The 26,095-nt window shown below is 64.2% G+C and carries 23 protein-coding genes; 16 read left to right on the top strand and 7 right to left on the bottom strand.

Features of this window, described 5'->3' with window-relative positions; translation table 11 throughout:
* The first annotated feature begins 37 nt into the window (after nucleotides 1–37).
* The 5 genes from IB274_RS08210 to IB274_RS08190 all read left to right on the top strand — a co-directional run bounded on the left by IB274_RS08210 (nucleotide 38) and on the right by IB274_RS08190 (nucleotide 4,508).
* The gene (locus IB274_RS08210) at nucleotides 38–709 is read left to right on the top strand and encodes a class I SAM-dependent methyltransferase (RefSeq protein WP_192431522.1); all 672 of its coding nucleotides are present in this window, start codon (nucleotides 38–40) and stop codon (nucleotides 707–709) included.
* A 3-nt stretch (nucleotides 710–712) separates the two neighbouring features.
* Nucleotides 713–1,417 (top strand): lipopolysaccharide kinase InaA family protein, encoded by a 705-nt coding sequence (locus tag IB274_RS08205; RefSeq protein ID WP_138521379.1) that lies wholly within the window; start codon nucleotides 713–715, stop codon nucleotides 1,415–1,417.
* The gene (locus IB274_RS08200; RefSeq protein ID WP_081517518.1) at nucleotides 1,414–1,638 is read left to right on the top strand and encodes a hypothetical protein; all 225 of its coding nucleotides are present in this window, start codon (nucleotides 1,414–1,416) and stop codon (nucleotides 1,636–1,638) included. Before IB274_RS08205 ends, IB274_RS08200 begins: the two co-directional genes overlap by 4 nt.
* A gap of 90 nt (nucleotides 1,639–1,728) precedes the next feature.
* Nucleotides 1,729–2,928: a nicotinate phosphoribosyltransferase gene (pncB, locus tag IB274_RS08195; protein WP_192431521.1), complete on the top strand. Its 1,200-nt coding sequence runs from the start codon at nucleotides 1,729–1,731 to the stop codon at nucleotides 2,926–2,928.
* 95 nt (nucleotides 2,929–3,023) lie between these two features.
* Nucleotides 3,024–4,508 carry a helicase HerA-like domain-containing protein gene (locus IB274_RS08190; RefSeq protein ID WP_192431520.1) on the top strand — a complete coding sequence of 495 codons (1,485 nt, stop codon included), beginning with the start codon at nucleotides 3,024–3,026 and terminating at the stop codon, nucleotides 4,506–4,508.
* 215 nt (nucleotides 4,509–4,723) lie between these two features.
* Here IB274_RS08190 and IB274_RS08185 read toward each other — a convergent pair whose 3' ends face one another.
* The 3 genes from IB274_RS08185 to IB274_RS08175 form a co-directional block, all read right to left on the bottom strand.
* Nucleotides 4,724–6,613, bottom strand: a complete 1,890-nt coding sequence (locus IB274_RS08185) for a methyl-accepting chemotaxis protein (protein ID WP_192431519.1) — start codon at nucleotides 6,611–6,613, stop codon at nucleotides 4,724–4,726.
* Between the two features lie 442 nt (nucleotides 6,614–7,055).
* Entirely contained in the window at nucleotides 7,056–8,951 is a 1,896-nt protein-coding gene (locus tag IB274_RS08180) for a methyl-accepting chemotaxis protein (RefSeq protein ID WP_192431518.1), read from the bottom strand.
* Nucleotides 8,952–9,100: 149 nt separating this feature from the next.
* Nucleotides 9,101–9,286 (bottom strand): Flp family type IVb pilin, encoded by a 186-nt coding sequence (locus IB274_RS08175; RefSeq protein ID WP_192431789.1) that lies wholly within the window; start codon nucleotides 9,284–9,286, stop codon nucleotides 9,101–9,103.
* 375 nt (nucleotides 9,287–9,661) lie between these two features.
* Between IB274_RS08175 and cpaB the strand changes: the two genes are divergently transcribed.
* The 9 genes from cpaB to IB274_RS08130 all read left to right on the top strand — a co-directional run bounded on the left by cpaB (nucleotide 9,662) and on the right by IB274_RS08130 (nucleotide 19,016).
* Nucleotides 9,662–10,582, top strand: coding sequence for a Flp pilus assembly protein CpaB (gene cpaB, locus IB274_RS08170; protein ID WP_192431517.1), 921 nt, complete (start codon nucleotides 9,662–9,664; stop codon nucleotides 10,580–10,582).
* A gap of 15 nt (nucleotides 10,583–10,597) precedes the next feature.
* The gene (locus IB274_RS08165) at nucleotides 10,598–11,830 is read left to right on the top strand and encodes a type II and III secretion system protein family protein (protein ID WP_192431516.1); all 1,233 of its coding nucleotides are present in this window, start codon (nucleotides 10,598–10,600) and stop codon (nucleotides 11,828–11,830) included.
* A 65-nt stretch (nucleotides 11,831–11,895) separates the two neighbouring features.
* A complete protein-coding gene (tadZ, locus tag IB274_RS08160) occupies nucleotides 11,896–13,080 on the top strand; it encodes a type 4b pilus Flp biogenesis protein TadZ (protein WP_192431515.1) in 1,185 nt (394 codons plus the stop codon).
* Nucleotides 13,077–14,324, top strand: a complete 1,248-nt coding sequence (gene tadA / locus IB274_RS08155; protein ID WP_081517525.1) for a type 4b pilus Flp biogenesis ATPase TadA — start codon at nucleotides 13,077–13,079, stop codon at nucleotides 14,322–14,324. Before tadZ ends, tadA begins: the two co-directional genes overlap by 4 nt.
* Nucleotides 14,321–15,208, top strand: coding sequence for a type II secretion system F family protein (locus IB274_RS08150; protein WP_192431514.1), 888 nt, complete (start codon nucleotides 14,321–14,323; stop codon nucleotides 15,206–15,208). Before tadA ends, IB274_RS08150 begins: the two co-directional genes overlap by 4 nt.
* A gap of 10 nt (nucleotides 15,209–15,218) precedes the next feature.
* Nucleotides 15,219–16,127, top strand: a complete 909-nt coding sequence (locus IB274_RS08145) for a type II secretion system F family protein (RefSeq protein WP_192431513.1) — start codon at nucleotides 15,219–15,221, stop codon at nucleotides 16,125–16,127.
* Nucleotides 16,124–16,921, top strand: a complete 798-nt coding sequence (locus tag IB274_RS08140; protein WP_192431512.1) for a hypothetical protein — start codon at nucleotides 16,124–16,126, stop codon at nucleotides 16,919–16,921. Before IB274_RS08145 ends, IB274_RS08140 begins: the two co-directional genes overlap by 4 nt.
* A gap of 19 nt (nucleotides 16,922–16,940) precedes the next feature.
* Entirely contained in the window at nucleotides 16,941–17,222 is a 282-nt protein-coding gene (locus IB274_RS08135; protein ID WP_081517529.1) for a DUF3613 domain-containing protein, read from the top strand.
* An 18-nt stretch (nucleotides 17,223–17,240) separates the two neighbouring features.
* Nucleotides 17,241–19,016, top strand: coding sequence for a pilus assembly protein TadG-related protein (locus IB274_RS08130; RefSeq protein ID WP_192431511.1), 1,776 nt, complete (start codon nucleotides 17,241–17,243; stop codon nucleotides 19,014–19,016).
* 24 nt (nucleotides 19,017–19,040) lie between these two features.
* Here IB274_RS08130 and IB274_RS08125 read toward each other — a convergent pair whose 3' ends face one another.
* Nucleotides 19,041–19,877 (bottom strand): response regulator transcription factor, encoded by an 837-nt coding sequence (locus IB274_RS08125; protein WP_192431510.1) that lies wholly within the window; start codon nucleotides 19,875–19,877, stop codon nucleotides 19,041–19,043.
* Nucleotides 19,878–20,027: 150 nt separating this feature from the next.
* Complete coding sequence (locus IB274_RS08120) at nucleotides 20,028–20,507, bottom strand: A24 family peptidase (RefSeq protein WP_318652862.1); 480 nt, start codon at nucleotides 20,505–20,507, stop codon at nucleotides 20,028–20,030.
* Nucleotides 20,508–20,781: 274 nt separating this feature from the next.
* Here IB274_RS08120 and IB274_RS08115 point away from each other — a divergent pair, with 274 nt between their 5' ends.
* Entirely contained in the window at nucleotides 20,782–21,252 is a 471-nt protein-coding gene (locus tag IB274_RS08115) for a TadE/TadG family type IV pilus assembly protein (protein WP_192431509.1), read from the top strand.
* 8 nt (nucleotides 21,253–21,260) lie between these two features.
* On the top strand, nucleotides 21,261–24,041 hold the full coding sequence (locus IB274_RS08110; protein ID WP_192431508.1) for a PAS domain-containing sensor histidine kinase: 2,781 nt from the start codon (nucleotides 21,261–21,263) through the stop codon (nucleotides 24,039–24,041).
* 60 nt (nucleotides 24,042–24,101) lie between these two features.
* Here IB274_RS08110 and IB274_RS08105 read toward each other — a convergent pair whose 3' ends face one another.
* Together IB274_RS08105 and IB274_RS08100 are read right to left on the bottom strand one after the other, a co-directional pair.
* On the bottom strand, nucleotides 24,102–25,574 hold the full coding sequence (locus IB274_RS08105; RefSeq protein ID WP_192431507.1) for an inorganic phosphate transporter: 1,473 nt from the start codon (nucleotides 25,572–25,574) through the stop codon (nucleotides 24,102–24,104).
* A 285-nt stretch (nucleotides 25,575–25,859) separates the two neighbouring features.
* On the bottom strand, nucleotides 25,860–26,075 hold the full coding sequence (locus tag IB274_RS08100) for a hypothetical protein (protein WP_081517536.1): 216 nt from the start codon (nucleotides 26,073–26,075) through the stop codon (nucleotides 25,860–25,862).
* Nucleotides 26,076–26,095: the final 20 nt, after the last annotated feature.

Genomic DNA, 26,095 nt, shown 5'->3' with positions numbered 1-26,095 from the left:
TATCGTTCGCCCTGAATTCGGGAAAGGTAAATATCCGATGACTGAAAAACCCGTCGACCTGGAGTTCTCCCAAAAGTACGACCGCCAGCACGCAGAGCGTTACCTGCGCAAGCACCAGGCCGGACTCTCCAGGAAACTTTCCCACTGGCGCGATGTCCAAATCGCCCGCCAGGCTCTCAAGCTTGCCGGCCAGCCCAATCTGGTGCTCGACCTTCCGTGCGGCGCCGGGCGCTTCTGGTCGATGCTGGCCGAGAAGGAGAACCGGGTGATCATCGGGGCGGACAATTCCCCGGACATGATCGCCGTTGCCTGCGCCGGTCAACCGAATGAGGTTGTAAAACGCGTCCGACCTTTGCAGACTTCGGCGTTTGCCATTGATCTGCCCGACAATGCCGTCGATAGCATCTTCTCGATGCGCCTGATGCACCATATCGGCGAATCTGACGATCGTTTGACGATGTTGCGCGAATTTCACCGCGTAACTCGCGATTCGGTGATCCTGTCGATGTGGGTCGATGGCAACTTCAAGTCCTGGAAACGTGCGCGCGCCGAGTCAACTCGCAAGAAACACGCCTACCAGAACCGCTTCGTGATTCCTGCCAAGACCATCGAGGCGGAGTTCCGCCAGGCTGGTTTCAAGGTCCAGGATCACATTGATTTCGTCCCGCTCGTTCATATGTGGCGGGTCTACATTCTGCGTAAGGAGTGATGGATGGCCGTTGATCTGGCATCGCTGCAGCAAATTTCCGGTGAGAACGCCATCGACCGTTGGCTCCAGGTGCCCGGCAAATGGGTCGAGGAACCCAACCGTCGGCGCGGTGGCGAAAGCGGCGTGCAGCGAGTCCTGACCTCCGACGGCCGGATGCTCTATCGCAAGCAGCAGATGGGCCACATCTACCGTGACCTGCTGCACCCCTTCGGCTACCCCACCGCTATCCGCGAGCGCAATGCGCTGAAAGCCGCCGAAGCGCTGGGTGTGAAAGTGCCGACCCTGGTCTACGCAGGCTGCCGCAAGGTGGATGGCGAATGGCAGGCCCTGCTGGTCACCGAGTCCCTGGACGGTTTCAGCAGCCTGGAAGACTGCTACGCCCGTGGCGACCAGGAGCGTTGGGGCGAAGCCCTGCACCAAAGAATTCTGCAACATTACGGTAGTACCCTTGCAAAGCTTAATGCCGGCCGTTGGCAGCATGGCTGCCTCTACCTGAAGCACGTGTTCGTGAAGGTGGATGGCGACAAGATCGAAGTGGCTCTGATTGACATGGAAAAAGCCCGCCAGCGCTTCAGCGCCCAGCGCGCCGCCCGTCACGATCTTCGCCAAGTAAAACGCCGCTCGTCGTGGACAGAGGCGCAATGGCAGGCCTTTGTCTATGGTTACCAAGCGGCGTTTGGCAGCGCCATCAAAGGGTTGCAGACATGAAGTTAGAAATTACGCGAGGTTTGCTCCTCATCGGCGCGCTCGGGGTGGCGACCCTGGCGGCGGCGGCCTGGCATGAGCCGGGGCCTTCGGTCATTTCCGGAAAAGGCGGCTTGGACAGTTGCCCGATGCCGCCCAACCTGCGCGCCAAGCAACAGGACATCCGTCCGGATGACGACCTGCTGCTTTTCCTGTTCGGGATGTCGCAGAGCAAAGCACGCTGATTTCTGGTTCCAACTCAAAACCCCGCCTCGGCGGGGTTTTTTGTGGGCGACGGGTTTAGACTGCCGGTTCAAGCCTGCAATGAGACGAGCATGAGCGACAGCGCATTTTCCCGGCGGATCGTGCAGAACCTGCTGGATACCGATTTCTACAAGCTGAGCATGATGCAGGCGGTGCTGCACAACTACCCCAACGCCGAAGTCGAATGGGAGTTCCGCTGCCGCAACGAAGAGGACCTGCGCGCCTACCTGGACCCGCTGCGCGAGCAGATCGAGCAGCTGTCGGAGCTTTCCTTCGCATCGCAGGACCTGGCCTTCCTCGAACGCATCCCCTTCTTCAAACCTGACTTCATCCGCTTCCTCGGCCTGTTTCGCTTCAATCCGTGCTATGTGCAGCTGGGCGTAGAGAACGAGGAGCTGTTCCTGCGCCTGAAAGGCCCCTGGCTGCATGTGATTCTCTTCGAGGTGCCGCTGCTTGCGATCATCAGCGAAGTGCGCAACCGCCACCGCCATCCTGGCGTGACGCTGACGATGGTTCGCGAACGCCTGCAGGAGAAGTTCCACTGGCTGCGCAAGGAGGCAAGCGCCGAAGAGCTGGCTGGTTTCAAGATGGCCGACTTCGGCACCCGCCGACGCTTCTCCTATCCGGTGCAGGAAGCCGTGGTACGCGACCTGCGCGATGGATTCCCCGGCCATTTCGTCGGCACCAGCAACGTCCATCTGGCGCGCGAGCTGGGGGTGAAGCCGCTGGGTACCATGGCCCACGAGTGGCTGATGGCGCATCAGCAGCTCGGCCCGCGGTTGATCGACAGCCAGGCCGCCGCCCTGGACGCCTGGGTTCGCGAGTATCGAGGCCAGCTGGGTATCGCCCTGACCGATTGCATCACCATGGATGCCTTCCTGGCGGACTTCGACCTGTACTTCGCCAAGCTCTTCGACGGCCTGCGGCATGACTCGGGCGACCCGCTGGAATGGGCAGAAAAAGCCATCCGGCATTATGAGCACCTGGGTATCGACCCGCTGACCAAGACCCTGGTGTTCTCCGACGGCCTCAACCTGCCGCGCGCGCTGGAAATCTACCGGGCGCTGCGTGAGCGCATCGACGTCAGCTTCGGCATCGGTACCCATTTCACCTGTGATGTGCCGGGCGTGCAGCCGATGAACATCGTGCTGAAGATGACTGCCTGCAACGGCCATCCGGTGGCGAAGATTTCCGATGCGCCGGGCAAGACCCAGTGCAAGGACGAGAACTTCCTGCACTACCTCAAGCACGTCTTCAAAGTACCGGGGTAGCCGATTGCGCGGCGCGCCGGGACGCGCCACTCTTGTTCAAGCAGCGAACGCGACAGGCGCTCTGGCGCGAAAGGCACACTGAAGGGGAACAACGGATGTCAGCCACCAACGAACTCATCATCGGCGCAGGTCCTGACGGGCAGCCGGTCGGCCAGTCCTGGAAACTCGCCAACCGCCACGGCCTGATCGCCGGCGCCACCGGCACCGGCAAGACGGTGACGCTGCAGCATCTCGCCGAGTCCTTCAGCGACGCCGGCATCGCGGTGTTCGCCGCCGACATCAAGGGTGACCTGTGCGGCATCGCTGCCGCGGGCAATCCACAGGGCAAGGTGGCCGAACGCATCGCCAGCATGCCCTGGCTGAACCACAAGCCCCAGGCCTACCCGGTAAGCATCTGGGACGTGGCCGGGAAGACTGGCCACCCGCTGCGCACCACGCTGTCGGAGATGGGCCCGCTGCTGCTGGCCAACCTGCTCGAGCTGACCGAGAGCCAGCAGGCGGCGCTGTTTGCCGCGTTCAAGGTGGCTGACCGCGAAGGCCTGCTGCTGCTCGACCTGAAAGACCTCAAGGCGCTGCTCAACCACTTCAAGGAAAACCCGGACATCCTCGGCGAAGACCGTGCGTTGTTCACCGGCGCCTCGTCCCAGGCACTACTGCGGCGCCTGGCACTGCTGGAACAGCAGGGCGCCGAGGAGTTCTTCGGCGAGCCTGCGCTGCAACTGGAGGACCTGCTGCGTCCCGAGCCTGACGGCCGTGGCCGCATCCACCTGCTGGACGCCAGCAAGCTGGTGCATGACGCGCCCAAGGTCTATGCCACTTTCCTGCTCTGGCTGCTGGCCGAACTGTTCGAGCAATTGCCCGAGCGCGGCGACGCGGACAAGCCCATCCTCGCGCTGTTCTTCGACGAGGCGCACCTGCTGTTCAACGGCACGCCCAAGGCCCTGCAGGATCGCCTGGAACAGGTGGTGCGGCTGATTCGCTCCAAGGGCGTGGGCGTCTACTTCGTTACCCAGTCGCCCGGCGACCTGCCTGACGACGTGCTGGCGCAACTGGGCCTGCGCATCCAGCACGGCCTGCGCGCATTCACCGCCAAGGAACAGAAGTCCCTGCGCGCCGTGGCCGACGGTTTCCGGCCCAACCCGGCTTTCGACACCTTGAACGTGCTCACCGAGCTGGGTATCGGCGAAGCGCTGGTGGGCACTCTGGAAGAGAAGGGCACGCCCGCGATGGTGCAGCGCGTGGCTGTGGCGCCGCCGCAGTCGCGTATCGGCCCGCTGACCGATGCCGAGCGCGCCGACGTCATCCGCCGTTCGCCACTGGCCGGTCGCTACGATCAGCCGATCGACCGCGAGTCCGCCTACGAGAAACTGACCGGCCGCGCCGATAACAAGATGGCACCGACCGAGCGGAAGGAAGAGAAGGGCAGCGGCACCGATTTTGGTGACATGGCCGGTGAGATTCTGGGTTCACTGGCCAGCCAGGTTAGCAAGACGGTGGTGCGCCAGGCGGCCAACCAGATCGGCCGGCAACTGGTGCGCGGGTTGATGGGCGCGCTGCTGGGCGGTAGCAAGCGGCGGTGAAAGCCTGGGGCGTGTAGAGCACCCATGGCGGATAACCCGTTCCAGGTTATGCGCCCTTCGTCCTCCCTGTTGGCGGTGGACTCTGTGTGAAGCGGTTCGCGAGCAAGGACTAGGCGTCCCCCTCGGTCCTACGAAATGCTGCGGTTCCCTGTAGGAGCGAGCCTGCTCGCGAACAAAAAAGGCGCCCGAAGGCGCCTTTTTCGTGTCCGCAGGAATCAGATGCGGAAGCTGTCCACCAGATGACGCAGGCGCCCAGCCTGGTTCTCCAGGTCGGCGCAGGCGCGCAGGGTGGCCTGGAGGTTTTCCACACCTTCCTGGTTGAGGGTGTTGATCTCGGTGATGTCCATGTTCAGCGAGTCGACCACGGCGGTCTGTTCCTCGGTTGCAGTGGCCACCGACTGGTTCATCGAGTCGATCTCGCCGATGCGGTGGGTGACGCTGGCCAGGCGCTCGCCGGCGCGGTTGGCGATTTCCACGCTTTCCAGGCTGTAGCGCTGGCTCTCGGTCATGGTGTCCACGGCTTCGCGGGCGCCGATCTGCAGTTCTTCGATCATCTTCTGGATCTGCTGCGCCGATTCCTGGGCGCGGTGGGCCAGGTTGCGTACCTCGTCCGCCACCACGGCGAAGCCACGGCCGGCTTCACCGGCGCGGGCGGCTTCGATGGCGGCGTTCAGGGCCAGCAGGTTGGTCTGCTCGGAGATGCCCTTGATCACCTCCAGAATCTGCCCGATGTTCACCGTGCGGCTGTTCAGTGCTTCGATGTTGGCGCAGGCGGAGCTGATCTTGTCGGAGAGCAGGTTCATTGCGCTGATGGTCTGTTCGACCACTTGGCGGCCGTCGCCGGCCTGATGCGAGGCATCGGTGGCGTGGTGCGAGGCATCGGCGGCGTTGCGCGCGATCTCTTGGGCGGCGGCGCCCAGTTGATTGATCGCCGCGGCCACGCTGTTGGTACGGTTGGCCTGCTCGTCGGAGTTGCTCATCGAGGAGTTGGAGGCATTCACCACCAGTTGCGAGACGTCATGCAACTGGCGCGCAGTAGAGGCCACTTCGCGGATGGATTCGTGGATGCGTTCGACGAAGCGGTTGAAGGCATTGCCCAGCACGCCGAACTCGTCGTTGCTGGCGACCTTCAGGCGCTTGGTCAGGTCGCCTTCGCCCTGGGCGATGTCCTGCATGGCGCGGCCCATGGTGGTAAGCGGCTGCATCAGTACGCGGATCAGCATGCCCAGCAGGAGCAGGATAGCGACGATGGCAATCGCGGCAGCGACGATGGCCGAGGCGCGGAATTTGCTCAGCATGGAGTACGCCGCGTCCTTGTCGATGGACAGACCGATGTACCAGTTCACCGACGGCAGGCCCTTCACCTGGGTGAAGCTGAGGATGCGTTCGTGGCCGTTGAGTTCGGCCTCGCTGAAGCCGCTGCCGATCTTCGGCGTGTTCTGCGGGTAGATGTCCGCCAGCGTCTTCATGATCTGGTTTTTGTCCGGGTGCACGAGGATCTTGCCGTCGCCGCTGACCAGGAAGGCGTAGCCCATACCGCTGAAGTCCAGCGAGTTGATGATCTGCACCAGGGTCTGCAGGCCGAGGTCGCCGCCGACCACGCCCAGGGTCTTGCCGCCGGCGCGCGCGGGGGTGGCGACAGTCATGATCAGCTGCTGGGTGGCTGCATCGATGTAGGGCTCGGTCAACGTGGTGCCGCCGGCCGCGACGGCATCCTTGTACCAGGGGCGGGTGCGCGGGTCGTAACCGTCCGGCATGGCGCTGTTGGGGCGCATGGTGAAGGTGCCGTCTTCCTGGCCCAGGTAGGTGAAGTTGAAGGTCTTGCGCAGGGTGTCCTGCTCCAGCAGGCCGGTCAGGTGCTCGGGCGAGCTGTCGCGGGCGAGGGTCTGGGCGGTGCTTTCGATCAGCAGCAGGCGGCCGCTCAGCCAGTTCTGGATGTTGCTGGCGCTGACGTCGCCCATCTCCCGCAGGTAATCCTCGAGGTCCTCGCGGATCGCGTTGCGCTGCAGGTAATCGTTGTAGAGGGTGAAGAGGGCGAATGCCGAGAAAACAACAAGAGAAGCGGCCAGGAGGATCTTATGGCTGAATTTCAGGCTCTTGATCATGCTGCGTCGAGTCCGGAGGTAGTGGGATGCCTGAACGGCGTTGGTCCGGGCGACAGATCCGGTGTCGCCGCAGAACGTCCGTCCCCGTGGTGTGAAACGGACGGCGCCGGCGCGGCGGATAGCCGTGCGGGCGTGGCCGGAACTCCCTTGTGCCGGCGGTGATGACAGGCCGGTTTGTTGGTTGGTATCAAAGGCCTTCACCCTTGATTTCGGCGTATCCGAGGGAAGCTTGAGGGAGTCGGACGAACGGTAGGAGTACCCCTGCGGCGGGTGTTTCAGCGGTGATACAGGTAGCCGTTCAGAGCGGGATTCACCGGTGCCATGCGGGCGTGGATGACGACGGGAGGCGATGACGATCGGGTGTAGGAGCGATGACGTGTCGTAACCAGCCAGCAACCAATGAAAAAGGCGCCCGAAGGCGCCTTTTTCGTGTCCGCAGGAATCAGATGCGGAAGCTGTCCACCAGATGACGCAGGCGCCCAGCCTGATTCTCCAGGTCGGCGCAGGCGCGCAGGGTGGCCTGGAGGTTTTCCACGCCTTCCTGGTTCAGGGTGTTGATCTCGGTGATGTCCATGTTCAGCGAGTCGACCACGGCGGTCTGCTCCTCGGTGGCGGTAGCGACCGACTGGTTCATCGAGTCGATCTCGCCAATACGATGGGTCACGCTGGCCAGGCGCTCGCCGGCGCGGTTGGCGATCTCCACGCTTTCCAGGCTGTAGCGCTGGCTCTCGGTCATGGTGTCCACGGCTTCGCGGGCGCCGATCTGCAGTTCTTCGATCATCTTCTGGATCTGCTGCGCCGATTCCTGGGCGCGGTGGGCAAGGTTGCGCACCTCGTCCGCCACCACGGCAAAGCCACGGCCGGCCTCACCGGCGCGGGCGGCTTCGATGGCGGCGTTCAGCGCGAGCAGGTTGGTCTGCTCGGAGATGCCCTTGATCACCTCCAGAATCTGCCCGATGTTCACCGTGCGGCTGTTCAGCGCTTCGATATTGGCGCAGGCGGAACTGATCTTGTCGGAGAGCAGGTTCATTGCGCTGATGGTCTGTTCGACCACCTGGCGGCCGTCGCCGGCCTGATGCGAAGCATCGGTGGCGTGGTGCGAGGCATCGGCTGCGTTGCGGGCGATTTCCTGGGCGGCAGCGCCCAGTTCGTTGATCGCCGCGGCCACGCTATTGGTACGGTTGGCCTGCTCGTCGGAGTTGCTCATGGACGAGTTGGAGGCATTCACCACCAGTTGCGACACGTCATGCAGGTTGCGTGCGGTGGAAGCCACCTCGCGGATCGACTCATGGATACGCTCGACGAAGCGGTTGAAGGCGTTGGCCAGCACGCCGAATTCGTCGTTGCTGGCGACCTTCAGGCGCTTGGTCAGGTCGCCTTCGCCCTGGGCGATATCCTGCATGGCGCGGCCCATGTCGGTCAGCGGTGCCATCAGCACGCGGATCAGCATGCCGAGCAGGAACAGGATGGCGACGATGGCAATGACGGTGGCGATGATCGCGGTATTGCGGAAATCGCTGAGCATTGCGTAGGCCGAGTCCTTGTCGAGCACCAGAGCTACATACCAGGTTACGCCTGGCAGGCCCTTTACCGGCGTCATCGAGACCAGTTGCTCCTTGCCGTTGACGCTGACTTCCTGCACGCCCGGCTGCACTTTGGGTGCGCCCTGCTGGTAGACCTCGCCGAGGCTCTTGAAGATCAGGCTGCTGTCCGGGTGCAGGAGGATCTTGCCGGCATCGCTGACGAGGAAGGCGTAGCCGTCGCCATCGAACTTCAGCGAGTTGATGATCGCGGTGATGGTTTCCAGCTTCATGTCGCCGGCGGCCACGCCGACCAGCTGGCCGTTGCGCATGACCGGCATGGACATGGCGAGGATCTGTTCGTTGGTGCCGGCATCGAGGAAGGGCTCGGTGACGATCAGCCGGCCGGCGGCCACGGCGTCCTTGTACCAGCCGCGGGTGCGCGGGTCATAGCCGTCGGGCATCGGGGCATAGGGGCGCATGGTGAACACGCCGCTGGCGGCTTCACCGAGGTAGACCGATTCGAAGTTCTTCTGGAACACCTGCTGCTCCAGCACGTGCTGGATGCGCTCGGGTGTCGGCTCGCCGTCGGCCAGTTGCGCAGCTTCCGCTTCCACCAGCTGGATGCGACCTTCCAGCCAGCTCTGGATGTTGCTGGCGGTCAGGCTGCCGACCTCGGAGAGGTAGGATTCGGTGTCGGAGTGGATGGCCTGGCGCTGGCGCAGATCGTTGAAGAAGATGAAGCAGGCGAAGGCGAAGGTGACCACGAGGGAGGCGGCGAGGAGGATCTTCCTGGAGAAGGACAGCGAACGAAGCATCGGTAAAGCATCCTGCTGTAAAACTGGTTTGAGCAGGTTGTATCGGCAGTACCAGGAAAAGCTTTAGTTCAAAAAATACAAACCGCACTCCCACACTTGTTGTGGGAATGCGGAATTAATAGGGGTGCAGCGGAAACAGGTCTTCCGCTTTACTTGATCTCGGTAGAGACCTTTGTGAATACGGCGCTGATGTCAGTGCCCAGGATTTTTGCCGCGCCAACGATGGCAACTGCGATAAGACCAGCAATTACCGCATATTCAATCGCTGTAGCGCCTTCCTTTTCGGCCGTAAATGCCTTGGCCTTGCAATACAGTTTCAGAGACAGGTTTTTTATTGTCAGGTCCATCGCAGGTGCTCCCTCGAATACCACGGGGCGGCGCCCCGACTTCATCGTCAGGCTAGGCGTCGTATGGCCGAATGCAATTGTTCAAATAGCGCTAATACCAAAGTTATAACCCTCTCGGCATATAAATAATTGCAGATCGCAAATTTAATCGGCGTGGTTGACGCTCCAAACGCAGCTACTAGATTCAACCATGGCACAACAAAAAACTGATTATGAGGAATAGTTCTTATCGAACTTCCTAGCCTGGCCGAAACAACAATAAAGGTCTGAAGGACAAACCCCGGTGCTGCCGGAAACGGACTTCTTACGACAAGGCCGCGGACCTTCCGGTCCGTATTTCCGAGATCGCCCAAGGATGTGGTCATGAATAGCAAGGTGCTGATGGTATTCGCCGGGCTGTTGTTGGTATGCGCCGGTGTGGTGGGGTATCTCGGACTCGAGGTCGGCAAACCGGCCGCTCCGGCTGTCGGTGTGGTGCAGGAGGTAGCGCCGGCGGCGCTGGCCGAAGCGGACAAGCTGCAGCGCACCGCCGTGGTGGTGGCCGCCCGTGATCTGCCGGCCCTGGCGGTGATCGGCAAGGACGATGTCAGCGTGGAAATGCTGCGCACCGCTCCCGCCGGCAGCTTTCCCAAGCCTGAAGTCGTGATCGGCCAGCGCGTCTGGGTCGCCGTTCCGGCGGGCAATATCCTTACCTCCGCCGTGACCGAACCGGGTGGCCCTCTGGCTCGCACCATCCGGCCGGATGAGCGCGCCATGGCGATTGCCGTGGACGAGGTCATCGGTGGCGGCGGCTTCGTGCTCCCCGGCGATTACGTCGACGTCATGCTCTTCGTCCAGGACCAGCAGAGCACCGAGCGCAGCGTCAGCGCCCAGGTGGTGCTGCCCGGTGTGCGCGTGCTGACCTACGGCGAGCAGATCGCCGTTTCCACCGACGGCCAGGCGCGCAACGCCGGCGATCCCAAAGACAAGACCCCCAAGCCGCCGCGCACTGCCGTACTGGCAGTGCCCGCCGAGGCGGCAGCGCGCCTTATGCTCGCCAGTCAGGCCGGCTCCTTGCGTCTGGCGGTGCGCAGCAAGGACGAGAACCTCTACGAGAAGGAGCAGCAGGGCCGCTACATCCAGGCCTCGCTCGGCTCTGCCGGCAGCCAGCCGATCACCCTCGAACAACTCATCGGCAAGCCGCGCCAGTCGCCGGCCCCCGCCGTGCGCCAGGTTTCCGCTCCGCAGGTAGACGCCGGCGTGGTGGTCTACCGAGGCACCACCGTTACCCGTGAAGCACATTGAGCAAGGAGTGCGTCGATGTCCAAGCGCTTCATCCTTTCCCTGGTCGCCATGCTGGCTTGCGCCGTTCACTCTGCGGCGCAGGCCGTACCGAGTGCCTGCGCAGGTTTCGCTGACCAGCAACTGAATCTCGATGTCGAGCAGGGTGCGCAGCGTGACCAGCAACTGCCGGTGCCGATCAAGCGCCTGGCCATCGGCGATCCGAACATCGCCGACGTGCAGGTGCTGGACAAGCGCGACTTCCTCGTCACAGGCAAGGCCGAAGGCCTGACCAGCCTGCTGATCTGGACCGCCTGCAGCGACCAGCCGATGCGCACCGTAGTACGGGTTGGTGCGCGCGCCGTAGGCGACGTGGCGGGTGCAACCGGCGTTGGCGCTGGCAGCCTGCCCAACCAGGTGCAGACCGACATTCGATTCGTCGAAGTCAGCCGCAGCAAGCTCAAGCAGGCCAGCACCTCGCTGGTCCGGCGCGGCTCCAATACCTTCGTGCTGGGCTCGCCTGGCAGCCTGGGCAACCTCACTGTCGATCCCATTGGCAACCTGGACGGCACCTTCGGCAACGCCAATGGCGGCTTCAACATCATCTGGGGCGGTGGCAGCAGCAAGTGGCTGGGCTTCATCAATGCCCTTGAAGGCAGTGGCTTCGCCTACACCCTGGCGCGGCCCAGCCTGGTGGCCACCAGCGGACAGACGGCGTCGTTCCTGGCCGGCGGCGAGTTCCCGATCCCGGTGCCCAATGGCGATAACAACAACATCACCATCGAGTACAAGGAGTTCGGCGTACGCCTGACCCTGACCCCGACGGTGATGAACGACAAGCGCATCGCCCTGAAGGTGGCACCGGAAGTCAGCGAGCTGGACTTCTCCAGCGGCATCCGCACCAACGACATCGCCGTGCCCGCGCTGACCGTGCGGCGCACCGATACCAGCGTGATGCTCGCCGACGGCGAGAGCTTCGTGATCAGCGGGCTGATCAGCAGCAGCACCATCAGCAACATCGACAAGTTCCCCTTCCTCGGCAGTATCCCGGTGATCGGCGCGCTGTTCCGATCTTCGAACCTGGACAAGGACGACCGTGAACTGCTGATGATCGTCACCCCGCACCTGGTACAGCCGCTGGCGGTCAATGCCGCGCTGCCCAAGCTTCCTGGCGAAGGCCTGCGTGACTACGACCCGGGCTTTGGCGAGTTCTACTTCCTCGAGGACGGCCGCTTCGACAAGCGCAAGGCCAGCAGCGGGATGTCGCATTGATGGAAACCTATGAAGCGCTGACCCGCCAGAGAGCGGGAGGCAAGGCAAAGCAAGGGAGCACGGGCATGAGTCAGACTTTCGTGGCGCTGGTCCAGCATCCCGGTGAGCAGGAGTGGCTGCAGAGCAGCCTTGCCGGTTGCGGGCAGGTGGTCCTGGCCAACAGCGGGACGCTGGAGGAGCTGCTGTCGCTGCTGGATGTCACCGGCGCGACGGTGCTCTTCACCAGCCTGAACAAGGCCAACCTGGTCTCCCAGGGCTCGCTGATCGAGGGGCTGGTCTCGGCGCGGCCGCTGCTCTCGGTCGTCGCCGTCGGCGATGGCCTGGACAACCAGTTGGTGCTGGCCGCCATGCGCGCAGGAGCCCGAGACTTCGTCACCTACGGCGCCCGTGCCAGCGAGCTGAGCGGACTGGTCCGCCGTCTCGGCGGCCGCCTTCCCACCGTACCGGTGAGCGCCACCCAGCAGGGCGAGCTGATCAGCCTGATCAGTGCCCGGCCGGATGCAGACGGCGCCTTCGTTGCCTTGCACCTGGCCCTGGCGCTGCAACGCCAGGCGGAGCACCGCGTGCTGCTGGTCGACATCGGCCAACCCACCGGCGAGGCGCTGGCGATCCTCGGCATGGAGCCGTCATTCACCTTCGCTGATGCGCTGCGCAATCTGCGCCGCCTGGACCAGACCCTGATCGACAGTGCTTTTGCCCGCCATGAATCCGGCCTGCGCGTGCTCAGCCTGTCGGACGAACCCGGCGTGCTGGAGCGCATCACCACCGCCGAGCTCTACCTGCTGCTGGGCAACCTGCGCAGTGCCTTCAGCCATATCCTGATCAACCTCACCGGCGTTGCCGAAGGTGAACTCAGCGGCCAGCTGCTGATGCAGGCCAACCGCGTGCTGTGGCTCGTGGACCAGAGCGTGCCATCGTGCAAGAAAGGACTGGAGCGCCTGCGCCGCTTGCGCGAACGCACGCCTGCGCTGCCGCGTATCGAGCTGCTGATCGAGCGTTACTGGGCCTCGGTGCCACCGGACGCACCGGCGCTGGGCAAGATGTTCGGCCTGGAACTCTTCGGCGTGCTGCCGGCCTCGCCCGAAGCCCGCCTGCGTGCCAAGAACGTCGGCCAGAGCCTGTTCGACCTGGCTCCGCGCGACCCGCTGACGGTGAAGCTGCGCGACCTGGCGGAGGCGCTGGGCGCCGGCGTGGCCGAGAAGCGCGGATTGTTCAGCTGGATCGGCCGGGTGAAGGCCGCGCGCTCATGAGTCAGCACTACGGCGGTGGTCACGGCCGCCACGACCAGGACCTGCAGACGCTGAAGATGCGCCTGCACCGCTACATCATCGACGAGATCGACGAAGACGGCATGAACCTGCTGGAGGGCGCGCGGCCGGCGGTGGCGCAGTACGTCTCCGAGAAGGTCTGCGAGTACGCCTCGCGCCGCCAGCTGGCGATCTCTCGCTACGAGCTGGACCGCCTCGCCGAGGAGGTGGTCGACGAACTGACCGGCTTCGGTCCGCTGGAAATCCTCCTGCGCGATCCGGGCATCTCGGAAATCCTGGTCAACGGCCCGGACCGGGTGTTCATCGAGCACGAAGGCCGGCTGTACCAGAGCGACCTGCGCTTCATCGATGACCACCATGTGCAGCGGGTGATCCAGCGCATCCTCGCGCCCCTGGGGCGGCGCCTGGACGAGTCCAGTCCGATGGTGGACGCGCGCCTGCCCGATGGCAGCCGGGTCAACGCGATCATCCCGCCGGTGGCGCTGGACGGGCCCTGCCTGTCGATCCGCAAATTCAGCAAGGAGCTGCTCAAGAGTGCCGACCTGCTGGCCTACCAGAGCGTCGACGAAGCGATGCTGGCGTTCCTCCGCCAGGCGGTGGCGAGCCGCTGCAACATCCTCATCAGCGGCGGCACCGGCACTGGCAAGACCACGCTGCTCAACGTCATGAGCAGCTTCATCGACGAGCGCGAGCGCATCGTCACCATCGAGGATACCGCCGAGCTGCAACTGGGCCACGACCACGTGGTACGGCTGGAGACCCGTCCGCCGAATGCCGAAGGCTTCGGCGAAGTGACTGCCCGCGACCTGATCCGCAACGCCCTACGGATGCGCCCGGACCGCATCATCCTCGGCGAGATCCGCGGCGTCGAAGTGCTCGACGTACTGCAGGCGATGAACACCGGTCACGATGGCTCGATGAGCACCGTGCACGCCAACTCGGCCATGGATTCGCTGCTGCGCCTGGAGATGCTGGTGGGGCTCACCGGCCAGCGCGTGCCGGAGCAGACCTTGAGGCAGATGCTCTGCTCGGCGCTGGACATCATCGTGCAGATCACCCGCCTGTCCAACGGCCGCCGCTGCGTCAGCGAAATCCTCGAAGTGCTGGAGGTGCGTGACGGTGTCTACGTCACCAACTCTCTGTTCAGCCTGGATCGGCGTGGCACCGGGCAATTCGTCCGCACGGCCCAGCCGGGCGGCATCAAGTTTCGCCAGGTGCTGCTATGAGCGGCGCGCTGCTGATGAGCCTGTCCAGCCTGCTGCTGGCAATTTTCGGCGTTTTCGTTGGGGCGTGGAGTTGGCGTGCGCGACACAACGAGCAAGTCATGCGTCGTCTGACCGGGGAGGCCCAAGCGGCGAGTGCCGCACGGGGGCGCAGTAGTCACTGGCTGGCCCGCCGCATGCGCCGCGCAGGAATTGCCGAAGCACGGCGCTGGTGGCTCGGCTGCGCTGTCGCGGCAGTGCTGCTGTCGGTGCTCGGCCTGCGTCTTTTCGGCCCGGGGGGCATGCTGGGCGGCTTGCTGCTGGTGGGCTTCGGATTTCACCTGATGCTCAACGTGCTCTATCGCCGAAGACTGCAGAAGATGATCCGGCAAATGCCCAACTTTCTCGACCAGGTGGTGCGCAGCTTGCACTCCGGACGCACTCTGGGCGATGCCATCACCCAGGCGGTGAGCGTTGCCGATGATCCTCTGCGGGAAATCTTCGCGCTGGTGAACAACCACGTGCTGCTCGGCATCAGCCTGCCCGAGGCGCTGCAGGAAGTGGCTGAGCTCTACGACGTCGAAGAACTCCATGTTTTCTCCCTCGGGGTAGCGGTGAACCATCGTTATGGCGGCAACACCACCGACCTGTTGGAGAACATCATCAGGGTCATTCACGAGCGGGAGAAGCTTGGGCGCCAGCTGCGCGCCATGACCGGCGAGACGCGCATGAGTGCCCTGGTGCTGGCGATCCTCCCGGTGAGCCTGGGCGGGTACATCCTGTTCACCAACCCCGGTTATCTGATGAACATGTGGCTGGATACTGGCGGTCGCTGGCTTCTGCTGACGTCCCTTGGCTTGCAGGTGCTGGGCTGCTTCACGCTCTGGCGCATGCTCAAGAGTATATGAGGAGGCGGACATGCCCTTGCTCTACGGTCTGATGGCACTGATCCTCGCTCTCGCGGCGGTCCTTCTGTTGCTCTCGCAAAGCCGCGCAGCGGGGCGTGAACTGCGCCTGATCGAGCAACGCCTCGGGGGCGAAACACTGCAGCGCGAAAGCAACCTGCGTATCGCTCGGGTGCTCGACCGCATGGGCGGAAATGGTTTGGGCCGCCGCTTGCAGCTGCGTGACGAGGAGGTCCGGCTGCTCCTGAACCAGGCCGGCTGGAGTGGTAACTCGCCGCGCAGTCTTTACATGGTGTCGGTGGTTCTCTCCCCCTTGTTGCTGATCGCCATCGTGCTCGTGGTCCTTGCCACTCCGGCGCATGCCAACACCTCGCCACTGCTGCCGGTGGCGTTCGCCGGCGGTATTGGCTTCCTCTTGCCCAAGCGAGTATTGGCCTACTTCGCCGGTCAGCGCCGGCAACGGCTGGCGGATGAGGTCATCCTGTTCATCCAGCTGATCCGCATCCTGTTCGACTCCGGCCTCACGGTGGAGCAGAGCCTGCGTGTGGTCTGTCGCGAAGGGCGGAGCATCGTGCCGGTGTTGGTGGAGGAACTGGATGGTGTCCTGGCCCATGCCGAAAGCGGCCTGGACCTGGCCGACGAACTGGAGCTGCTGAGCAAGCGATTGGCGGTGGTGGAGCTGAGCGATTGCTGCAATGTGCTGCGCCAGATGGTGCGCCAGGGCGGCAGCGTCCGCGGATCTCTGCTGACGCTCAAGCAATTGTTCGAGGACCGGCGCCTGACCGGCCTGCAGGAAAAGGTCAGCAAGCTTTCGGCGAAGATGAGCCTGGTGATGATGCTGCTGCTGTTCCCGGCGCTGCTGATCATCCTCGCCGGGCCCGGCTTCCTCGCGATCACCAAGGCCCTGGGGAGAATGGGATGAGAAACGCGTGCTTGATCGGCCTGCTGGGCCTGACCCTCGGCGGCTGCGCCAACCTCGATACCCTCGGAGGGCCGAGCGTCGGTCAGAACTGCGACGAGAAGCTCGGCCAGGCGGTGGAGCTGCAGCTCAACCTGGCCCGCGAGATGCTGGACAACGGCCGCGCCCACGCCGCCCTGGCCAACCTGGAAACCCTGCCGCCGAACTCGCTGGAAGTGCGCGAAAGCAAGGCGCTGGCCCTGCGCCGTATCGGTGATCCCAAGGCGCGCATCGTCTACGAAGGACTGCTGGGCACTTGCAAGTCCGCCGAGGCCCATCATGGCCTGGGCCAGATCGCCATGCGCGGCGGCAATACCGTGGAAGCCGAGCGCGAGCTGCGTGAAGCGGCGCGGCTGCAGCCCACCGACAGCGCGCTGCGCAACGACCTGGGTTACGTCCTGCTGCGGCGCGGTGAGCTGGAGAAGGCGCGCTTCGAGTTCATCACCGCCATGGAACTGAACGAACACGACAAGCTGCCGGCCACCAACCTGCTCAGCGTCATGTTCATCCAGGGCGAGAACAGCGAGGCCAGCCGGTTGATCCAGAGTGTCGGGCTGTCCGCCGATCAGGTCCGCGCGGCCCAGGACCAGGCGAGGGACCTGCGCCCGGCAAGCCCCGCCAGCCCGGCCAGCCAGCCGGCGGTGCAGGCCGAAAGCGTGAGTTACGTGGACGATGCGGTGGAAGACGCGCACCCCGCGCTGGTCGAGTCGACCCCGGCGGTGGCGCGGGACGCCAAGTTGCTGGTCAAGGCCCGCTGAGGTGGGCAGGGAGGGAGGGATGAAGACATGGATTCTGGCCGGCGCACTGCTGGCGACGCCGATGCTGGCCCAGGCGGTGGAGACTACCCACACCGAAGCCGGCACCACCGCTCGTGACCAGCAGGAAGTGCTGACCTGGCTGGACCTGCAGAGCAGCGGCAAGGCCGCCTCGGCCCACCGACAGAGCGCCACGCCGGCCGAGCGCGACCGTGCCTACCAGCGCTACCTGAAGAGCTATACCCACGAGATTCCCGAGTACCTGCTCGACGACAACAACGGCTTCAGCACCGACAAGAACTGATCCCTTCCGGAGGCTGCCATGGGACGTGAAAGGCAGCGAGGCGCAATCGGCGTCATGGCGGCGGGAACGCTGCTGTTGGCGCTGATCTGCCTGGCCCTGGTGATCGACACCGGGCGCCTGTACTTCGAACAACGCAAGCTGCAGCGCGTGGCGGATATGGCTGCGCTTGAAGCGGCCACCCAGGGCGGCATGTGCGGCTCGCAACTGGCCGCCGACATCCAGGGCTACGTCACCGCCAGTGCGGCGAAGAACGGCTTCGTGCCTGGTGCCGGCGACACCCTGGTGGGGACGTTGGGCAGCGTCAGCTTCTCTGCCGGTTACGGCAGTGCCGACTCCAAGCGGGTTTTCAGCGCGGGCGGCAACCTGGCGGACTCCGTTCGCGTGCAGGCCACCCACAGCGTTCCCTCCAGCCTGGTGCTCAACGTCGCCAGTCTGTTCAGCGGTGCTTCGAGCACGACGGTGCTCAGCGCCCAGGCCGTGGCGCGGCGCTCGGCGATGGCGGGGATCTCTGCCGGTAGCGGGGTGCTGAGCCTGGATTCGACCAACTCGCCGTTGCTCAATGCCCTGCTTGGCGGGCTGCTGGGCACAAACCTCAACCTGGACGTAGTGACCTACCAGGGCATCGCCGGGGCCAACGTCTCGCTGCTCGCCCTCAGCCAGCAGCTCAAGGCCGCCGGGGTGAACCTCGAACTGGGCAAGATCGACAGCCTGCTGGGCGCCAACGTCACCGCCGCGCAGTTGCTCCAGGCCATGGTCAATGCGGCGGACTCTTCACAGCTGGCCGGGGTGAATACGGCGCTGCTGCGCACTGCGCTGGCCATCATCAACGTGCCGACGGCGCAGCTGACCCTGGGACAGATTCTCAGCGTGGTGGCGCCGGACAGCGTGCGCGATACGGCGCTCAGTGCCGGGGTCAACATGCTCGACCTGCTGATGGCGACGGCGCTGGTGGCGAACAAGAACAATGCGGTGACCATTCCCACCCAGAAGCTCGCCGTGCCTGGGCTGCTATCGCAGAGTCTGACTCTGTCGGTGATCAATCCTCCGCAGATCGCCATCGGCTATCCCGGCCGCAATGCCGATGGCTCCTGGAGGACTCAGGCGCGTTCATCGCAGGTCAATCTGACCGTGAAGGCTAACGTGGACCTGTTGAATCTCGGTCTGGTGAAGTCGGACGTGACCCTGGTTGCCGCTGTCGCCCCAGGTTCTGCTGCGCTGGAGAGCATCCAGTGCGGAGGTGTTGGCAAGCCGGTGACGGTGGGTGTCCAGGCGCAGCCAGGCATCGCTTCCCTGAGCCTTGGCGCCTCGGTCAATCTGGTGAGCCTGGGGTCGGGTTATCTTGCCAGTGTCGACATCACCACTCCTTCGGGGCCCGTGACAATTGCTACTTCAGCCCCGACTGCGATGACCTTCACCGTTGCCAGCCCCAGCGATCTGCCCAGCGCCGTTCAGCGTGCCCAGAGTCCACTCGGGGCGTCGCTGGGCGCGGGCTTGGCGAGTCTGAGCAACGGTCTGAAGATCGACGTGAGTCTGGGCTCGCAGGGACTGCTGTGCAACCCGTTGCTGGGCTGGCTGCTGTGTGACCTGGGCAAGCTGGTGGACAGGGTCGCCGGTGCCGTCATTAACTCCGCCACCGACTTGGAGAGGCTCCTGACCAAGGCCCTGGCGGACCTGGTCACGGCCTTGGGCAACGCCCTCATCGACCCGCTGCTCAAGCTCCTGGGCATCCAGACCGGCATCCTCGACGTGCGCCTGATCGACCTCCAGACCGGCGGCTCCGAGCTGCTGATCTGAAGGCCGTCAGAGGCTGAGGTGGACTCAGTGCACCGCGCTGCTCTGCGACGCGCTGGGGGAGATGGCGAGGGCGAGCTGGGTGCGGTTGTGCATGTGCATCAGCCGCAGCACCTGGGAGACATAGAGCTTCACGGTGTTCTCGGTGATCCCCAGATCGTAGGCGATCTGGTAGTTCGTCAGCCCCTTGCTCACCAGGCGCGCCACGGCCTGCTGACGCGGCGATAGCTTGTTGAACAGCGGGTTGTTGACCACCGGCGTCATCTGCTCGGCGTTGCTCGGCGCTGCGCTGGCCGCCGGCTCGGGCTGTTCCTGCTTGAGTGCGCCGCTGCTGGCCGGCTGGCCGCCGCTTCCATGGACCTCATACTTGATCTTGTGGATATCCCGCGAGATCGAGTTGAGCGATTCGGCGAGGTATTCCAGGCGCTGGTTCACGTGACTCAGGCTGAGCTGGCTGCGGATGCGTTCGTGCAGACGCGCCTCTAGGCGCTCCAGGCCCTTGAGCAGGTCCATCGGCGCCACCGGCTTCTGGTAGTAATCGGCGACGCCGACGCGCATGGCCTCGATCACTTCCTGGCTGCCTTGCTGGCCGGTGAGGATGATTGTTTCGAAGAACCGTGTCGCGCCGGCTACATCCTTAAGCGCCTCGACCACGCGGATGCCGTTGTCGCGACCCAGGCCCAGGTCGCAGATCACCAGGCCGATCGAGGTGTCATCGCGGAATTTCTGCAGGGCGCTGTCCTTGCTGTCGCTGACCACGCAGCGGTAGCCGCTGTTCGCCAGCAATTCGGAAAGCTCCGCGGTGACCTGAGGCTCGTCATCGATGACCAGCACGCTGAAACGGCGATTGGCCGTTTTTTCCATGACTGCACGCTCCTTGAAGGATTACTTCCATTATTTTTATCGTCCGGCCGTTCAAATACCGTAGCCGGATCGTCCCATCAGGCGATGGATGGTATTAACCCTTAGCATATAGTCGTTAAGTTTGGACTCCGCCAATTGTCGGAATCTTTTTTATTGGAGGAGCGACAGGGTCGTCAGAAGACCGGCGAACAGCGCGAAGATGAAGGGAAATGACTTGAACTTTGACGGTTGCAGTTTGGCTAATTGCGATTTGCAATTAGCCGGTACTTTATCCGAATCAATCAAAAGTTTGCTGGCGGACATCAACGCCACACAGAACAGGCAGGCCAGCGCCAAGGTGTACAGAACCGTCTGTGGGTCGCTGGCCAAGCCCAGGGCGATCAGCAGTTTCACGTCGGCTGCACCCAGCTTTCCCAGCCAGTAGCCCGGCACGCTGAGCAGCGCCGCCAGCAACGCGGCGACCCCCGCGGCAAGCGGCGCATAGCCCGTCAGCGTATGTCCCGTGACCCGCAGGAACAGCAGGGCCGCCAGCGCCCCGCCCAGCGTCAGCCAGTTGCTGACCTGCAGCCGCGTGAGGTCCTGGCTGGCACACACGGCGAACCATCCCAGCAGGCAGAGTTTGAACAGCATTGAGAATGTCCTTATCCCGGAACGGCGACTTCGAAGCAGATTAGTGGAGTTTTAAGGTATCCCGCACTCTGGCGCCATATTGCAATTGAAGCCAAGGCTAATCGAGTTTGGCTCGAAACGTTATTCCGATAGGCCAGGAGGGCGAATCGTCGAAGAGCGCCTAGTATTGCTGGGGAGCGGTATTTATCCGACGGCGAGTATCTTCAGTAAAGTTCCGCTGTGCCGACAAGTTGAACGATCATTCAAGTTGGAAGTTGGTCCGGGAGTATTGCGCATGAACGGAGTCGGCGGACGTTGCACTCAACGAGGCGCGGTGGCTATCGAGTTCGCCGCTGTATTTGTCCTGTTCTTCGCAGTTCTCTATGGACTGCTTGGTTATTGCGTGCCACTGCTGATGTTGCAGTCGTTCAACGATGCGGCGGCGGCGGGCGCGCGAGTGGCCGTCTCGGTGAATCCCCAGGCCGCGGGTGGCTACAGCGCCGCCCTGAAAGCGGCTGTGGATAATGCCGTGACCCAGCGCCTGAGCTGGATGCCGACGAGTTGGCGCAACGGCTGCTACAGCGGGCAATTCATGGACACCCCGGTGACCGAGACGGTCTCGGGTCGCCAGTACACGCGCGTCCGGGTGTGCGTCAGCTATCCCTACGCCACCTCGCCCATCGTCCCGCTCCTGACCCTGCCGGGGATCGGCACGGTGCCGCGCCTGCCCGATGTGCTCAGCGGCACCGCCAGCGTCCTGCTCTGAGGCATCGGATGTTCGATTTCTGGCGCTCCAGGCCTCGCGGCCAGCATGAGATGAACGACAACCCGGTGCCGAGCCGGCCCCTGGCGGCACGCCGGCGTCCGGCGCTGCCGGTGGAGGAACTGGCCGAGCCCGTGGTGACTGGCCACTGGGACCTGTGGTTGGAGCTGGACAGTCGCGATCGCGTCATCGCGCGTGGCGGCAGCCAGGCACACCGTCTGCTGCCACCGGTGCCGGGCAACGGCGAGCTGCCCGGGCTAGGGGACTATCTGGACCGGCGTATTCCCGGCGGCATGCAGGTTTCCAGCCTGCGCGGCGGCGAGCGGCTCGACCTGGTGCTGCGCAGCTCCGGCGACCTGCCGCTGGTCTGCCGCTTCCGGGCGGTCCTGCAGCCCAACGAGCACTGTCTGCTGCTGGGCACGGATATCTCCGACCTGAACTGGCAGTCCGACAGCCAGCAGCACAAGCTGCAATGCCTGAGCCTCAGCAAGTTGCTGCTGGCGCGCCTGCGCCACAGCTCGCAACGCCGCCTCGGCGAGGCCGTCGGTGAGGTACTGGAGGCATTCTGCAGCAACTTCCACATGCGCAGCATGGCCCTGTTGCTGGAGGCGCCGGACCAGAGCCTGCGGGTCTTTGCCTGCTATGTGCAGCCCGGCTTCGACAGCCTGCTGCGGGAAAACCTGACGGTGCCCGGCGATGAGTTGCGGACCGCCAGCGGTGCATGCCTGCTGGGGGCCGATGGCAGCCCGTCGGAGCTGCTGCAAATCTTGTGCTGCGCCCAGCTCTACCTGATCCCGGCCCCCGTGCGCGGTGGGCGACTGGCCGGGTTGCTGGCCGAGCCGATGGAACATGGCGGCAGTTGGCCGGGGCTAGCGCCGAGCGACTGGCAGTACCTGGCGGAGATCCTCACCAACCTGGTCCACGAACGTACCGAGCTGCACAGCCTGCGCGACAGCAGCCGGCGCCTTAACCTGCTGCAGGACATGGTGGGCGGTGGCTGGTGGCGGCTGCACGTCGACGAGGGCCTGTTCGAACTATCGCCCGCAGTGGCGGCTAGTCTGGGTTTGCCCGCCGGGCAGCTGCAGCTGCCGCTGGTTGACCTGCTGAGCCAGTTGCACCCCGCCGACGCCGATGAACTCAGCCTGCGCCTGCGCAACCTGCAACCGGGCGGGCGGCTGGTCCAGGACCTGCGCCTGCGCGGTGCTTCGTCCACCCAGACGAGGCGCTGGCTGCGGCTCCAGGGCCGACGGCAGGCGCGCGCCGGTGACCAGTTGATGGACGGCGTGCTGCTGGATATCAGCGAGGGCAAGCTGCAGGAGGAACAGGCTTTGGCGGCCCACGCACGGCTGCGCAACCTGATCGACAGCGCCCCGGTGGTGATCTACGTGCAGCGGGTGGAGGAGGGGCACCTGATCCCCGAGTTCTACAGCGAGAGCGCCGGCAACCTGCTCGGCCTCGACCTGCAGGGCCAGAACTGGCAGGCGCTGGCCGAGCGCGTGCATCCCGAAGATCTGGAAGTCTTCCTCGACCGTGGCCGCGAGCTGCTGCGCGAAGGCCGCGTGCGCACCGAGTACCGCCTGTGCGACAGCGCTGGAGAGTGGCACTGGCTGTACGACGAGGCCAAGCTGCTGCGCGACATCCAGGGCATCCCGCAGGAGGCCGTCGGCCTCTGGCTGGATGTCACCGAGCAGCACCTGGCCGCATTGCAGATCGCCGAGAGCGAGGAGCGCTATCGCGTGCTGGTCGAGGACTCTCCGGCGCTGATCTGCCGCTACGACCCCGACCTGCAGCTGACCTTCATCAACCACACCTTCGCCCAAGTGCTGGGCGAGACGGTGGACGCGCTGCTCGGCCGGCGGCTCGACGAGTGGCTGTCCGAGCAGGACTGCAGCGCCTTGCGTGCACGTCTGGTCGGCGGCGGCCAAAGTGTGGCGGACGATTCCTGGGAGCTGCGTTTCTGCCTCCCCGGCCAGCGCAACCTCTGGCTGATCTGGTCGGACCGGCCGTTGCTGGATGCCGAGGGGCGGCTTGTGGAAATCCAGGCCGTGGGCCGCGACAACACCGCTGTGCGCCACGCCCAGCAGCAACTGGCCCAAGGCGCGAAGATGGCCAGCCTGGGCGAGATGGTCAGCGGCATGGCCCACGAGATGAAGCAGCCGCTGCACGTCATGCGCATGTCCCTCTACAACGCACGGCAGAAGCTCGGCGAACCGGAGTACCTGAAGGAAAAGCTCGAGCGAGCCGACGCGCAGATCGAGCGGCTCTCGCGGGTGATCAGCCATATGGGCGTATTCAGCCGCAAGTCGGAGCTGGAGGCCGCGCCCTTCGATCCCTATGACGCCTGTGAAGGTGCCGTCGCCTTGCTGGGGGAAAGTCTCACCCAGCAGGGCATCACCCTGGAATGCCGGCCGCCGGCGCAACGGGTGGTGGTGCGGGGCTATTCCGACCAGTTGGAACAGGTGCTGATCAACCTGCTGGCCAACGCCCGTGACGCCTTGCTTGGACGAGGAAACGAGGGCGCGCGCTGGGTCGGCGTGTCGCAAGAGCCCTGCACGGACCCCGGCTGGGTTGAACTGCACGTGCGCGACAACGCCGGCGGCATCGACCCGGCGGTGATCGAGCGCATCTTCGAGGCCTTCTTCACCACCAAGCCGATCGGCAAGGGTACGGGGCTGGGGCTGTCGGTGAGCCACGACCTGATCCGCAACATGGGCGGCAGCCTGTCTGTGGATAACTTCAAGGGCGGTGCGCGTTTCGTCATCCGCCTGCCGAGGCAGACCATCACCGTTTGAGCGAGCGGAAATGAAAAACGCCTGCGGATGCAGGCGTTTTTCGTGGTGCGCGGCGCGGGATCAGCCGATGAAGCGCGAGGACAGCCAGAACAGGCCGGCGGACAGCGCGATCGACACCGGCAGGGTCAGCACCCAGGCCATGAGGATGTTGCGGATCGTGCTGCCTTGCAGGCCGCTGCGGTTCGCCACCATGGTGCCCGCCACGCCCGAGGACAACACATGGGTCGTGGACACCGGCAGGCTGTAGATGTTGGCCATGCCGATGGCGGCGGTCGCGGTAAGCTGGGCGGCGATGCCCTGGGCATAGGTCATGCCCTGCTTGCCGATCTTCTCGCCGACGGTGAGCACCACGCGCTTCCAGCCGACCATGGTGCCGATGCCCAGCGCCAGGGCCACCGCGATGATCACCCAGAAGGGCGCGTATTCGGTGGTGCTGGTCAGGTCCTTGCGCAACTTCTCGAGGTCCGCCTTCTCGCGGGACGGCAGCTCGGACAGCTTGCCGACCTTCTTCGCGGTGTCATCCAGGCACAGCAGGTAGCGGCGCACCTGGACGCGCTCGTCGTCATTCAGGTCGTTGTAGCTGGAAACGCCGTGCAGATCACTCAGCAGGCCCTTGAGGGTCGCTTCGGTCTGTTTCGGCTCGCAGCGGTACAGGTCAGGCATGTCCGCTTCGCCGGCCTTGCCCAGGGCGAGCATCTCGCCGAGGGTATCGGAGTGGCGGTTGTAGAACTGCTGCAGGTGGATGGCGGCGTCGCGGGTGCGCTCGATCTGGTAGGTGGTGCTGTTCAGGTCGAGAACGAATTTCGCCGGGACGATGCCGATCAGCACCAGCATGATCAGGCCGATACCCTTCTGGCCGTCGTTGGAGCCATGCACGAAGCTCACGGTCATGGCCGAGATCACCAGTACCAGGCGGTTCCAGAATGGCGGGTGCTTCTTTTCGTCGACGTCGCGGCGGGTTTCCGGGGTCTTGTGCATCTTCGACAGCGGGTACAGCCACTTCAGGCCGATCAGCAGGGCGCCGGCGACGACGAAGCCGGCCAGCGGCGAGAAGATAAGCGACAGGCCGATGTCGATGGCCTTGCCCCAGTTGATCCCGTCGGCCACCGGTACGCCGTTGATCAGGGCGTTCGCCAGGCCCACGCCGAGGATCGAGCCGATCAGGGTGTGCGAGCTGGAAGCGGGGATGCCGAAGTACCAGGTGCCCAGGTTCCAGGTGATGGCCGCGGCGAGCAGCGAGAACACCATGGCCAGACCGTGGCCGGTATTCACGTTGATCAGCAGCTCCACCGGCAGCAGGTGGACGATCGCGTAGGCGACGCCAACGCCGCCGAGCAATACGCCGAGGAAGTTGAAGATGCCGGAGAGGATCACCGCGCGGTACGGGGACATGGCCTTGGTATAGATAACCGTGGCCACCGCGTTGGCGGTGTCGTGGAAGCCGTTGATGAACTCGAACGCCAGGACGAATGTGAGTGCCAGCACCAGGCTGACACCCACCCAGACATCGAGTCCGCTGAAGAGATCGAACATGAAAATTCTATGACCGGTCGGAGACGGGGCGGCGATTATGCCAGAAGCTTGGAGCACCGTATTTAGCCTGAAACGGTTTCTCCAATTTGCGCGACGCCTCGTCGCACGGCGCTTTCAGGCAGGGTGGAAAAAGTTTGCAATGCTTCCACGCGGGCCGCCGGCCCATCGGATGAGTGTTTGCAGGCCAACTGGCGGGCTCCCCCACGGAGCGCTGCTCGCCCATCGCTTCAAGACTCCCCACAACGGATTCGGGCGGGTCTTTCAGCCTGGGGCCGTACCTGCGATTTAAACGGAAGCGCCTTCCTGATCCTTTTTCTGTCGTTCTTCTTCGATTCTTTCCAGTTCCCGGTCGAAGGCCTTGTCCTGCACGCTGGGTCGCTTGCGCCAGGGTTTCTTGCCGGGTTCGGGCTGGGCGGCATAAAGGGTCACTTCGCCGCCCTGTTCATCCTTGAAACGTTGCTCCTGGCGCTCCAGTTCCGCGCGCAGTTCGTCTTTGGTCACGATCATTCCTGATGACTGAA

It is taken from the genome of Pseudomonas sp. PDM18, assembly GCF_014852585.1.
Taxonomy (GTDB): domain Bacteria; phylum Pseudomonadota; class Gammaproteobacteria; order Pseudomonadales; family Pseudomonadaceae; genus Pseudomonas.
This window is presented reverse-complemented; position numbering and strand designations above follow the sequence as displayed.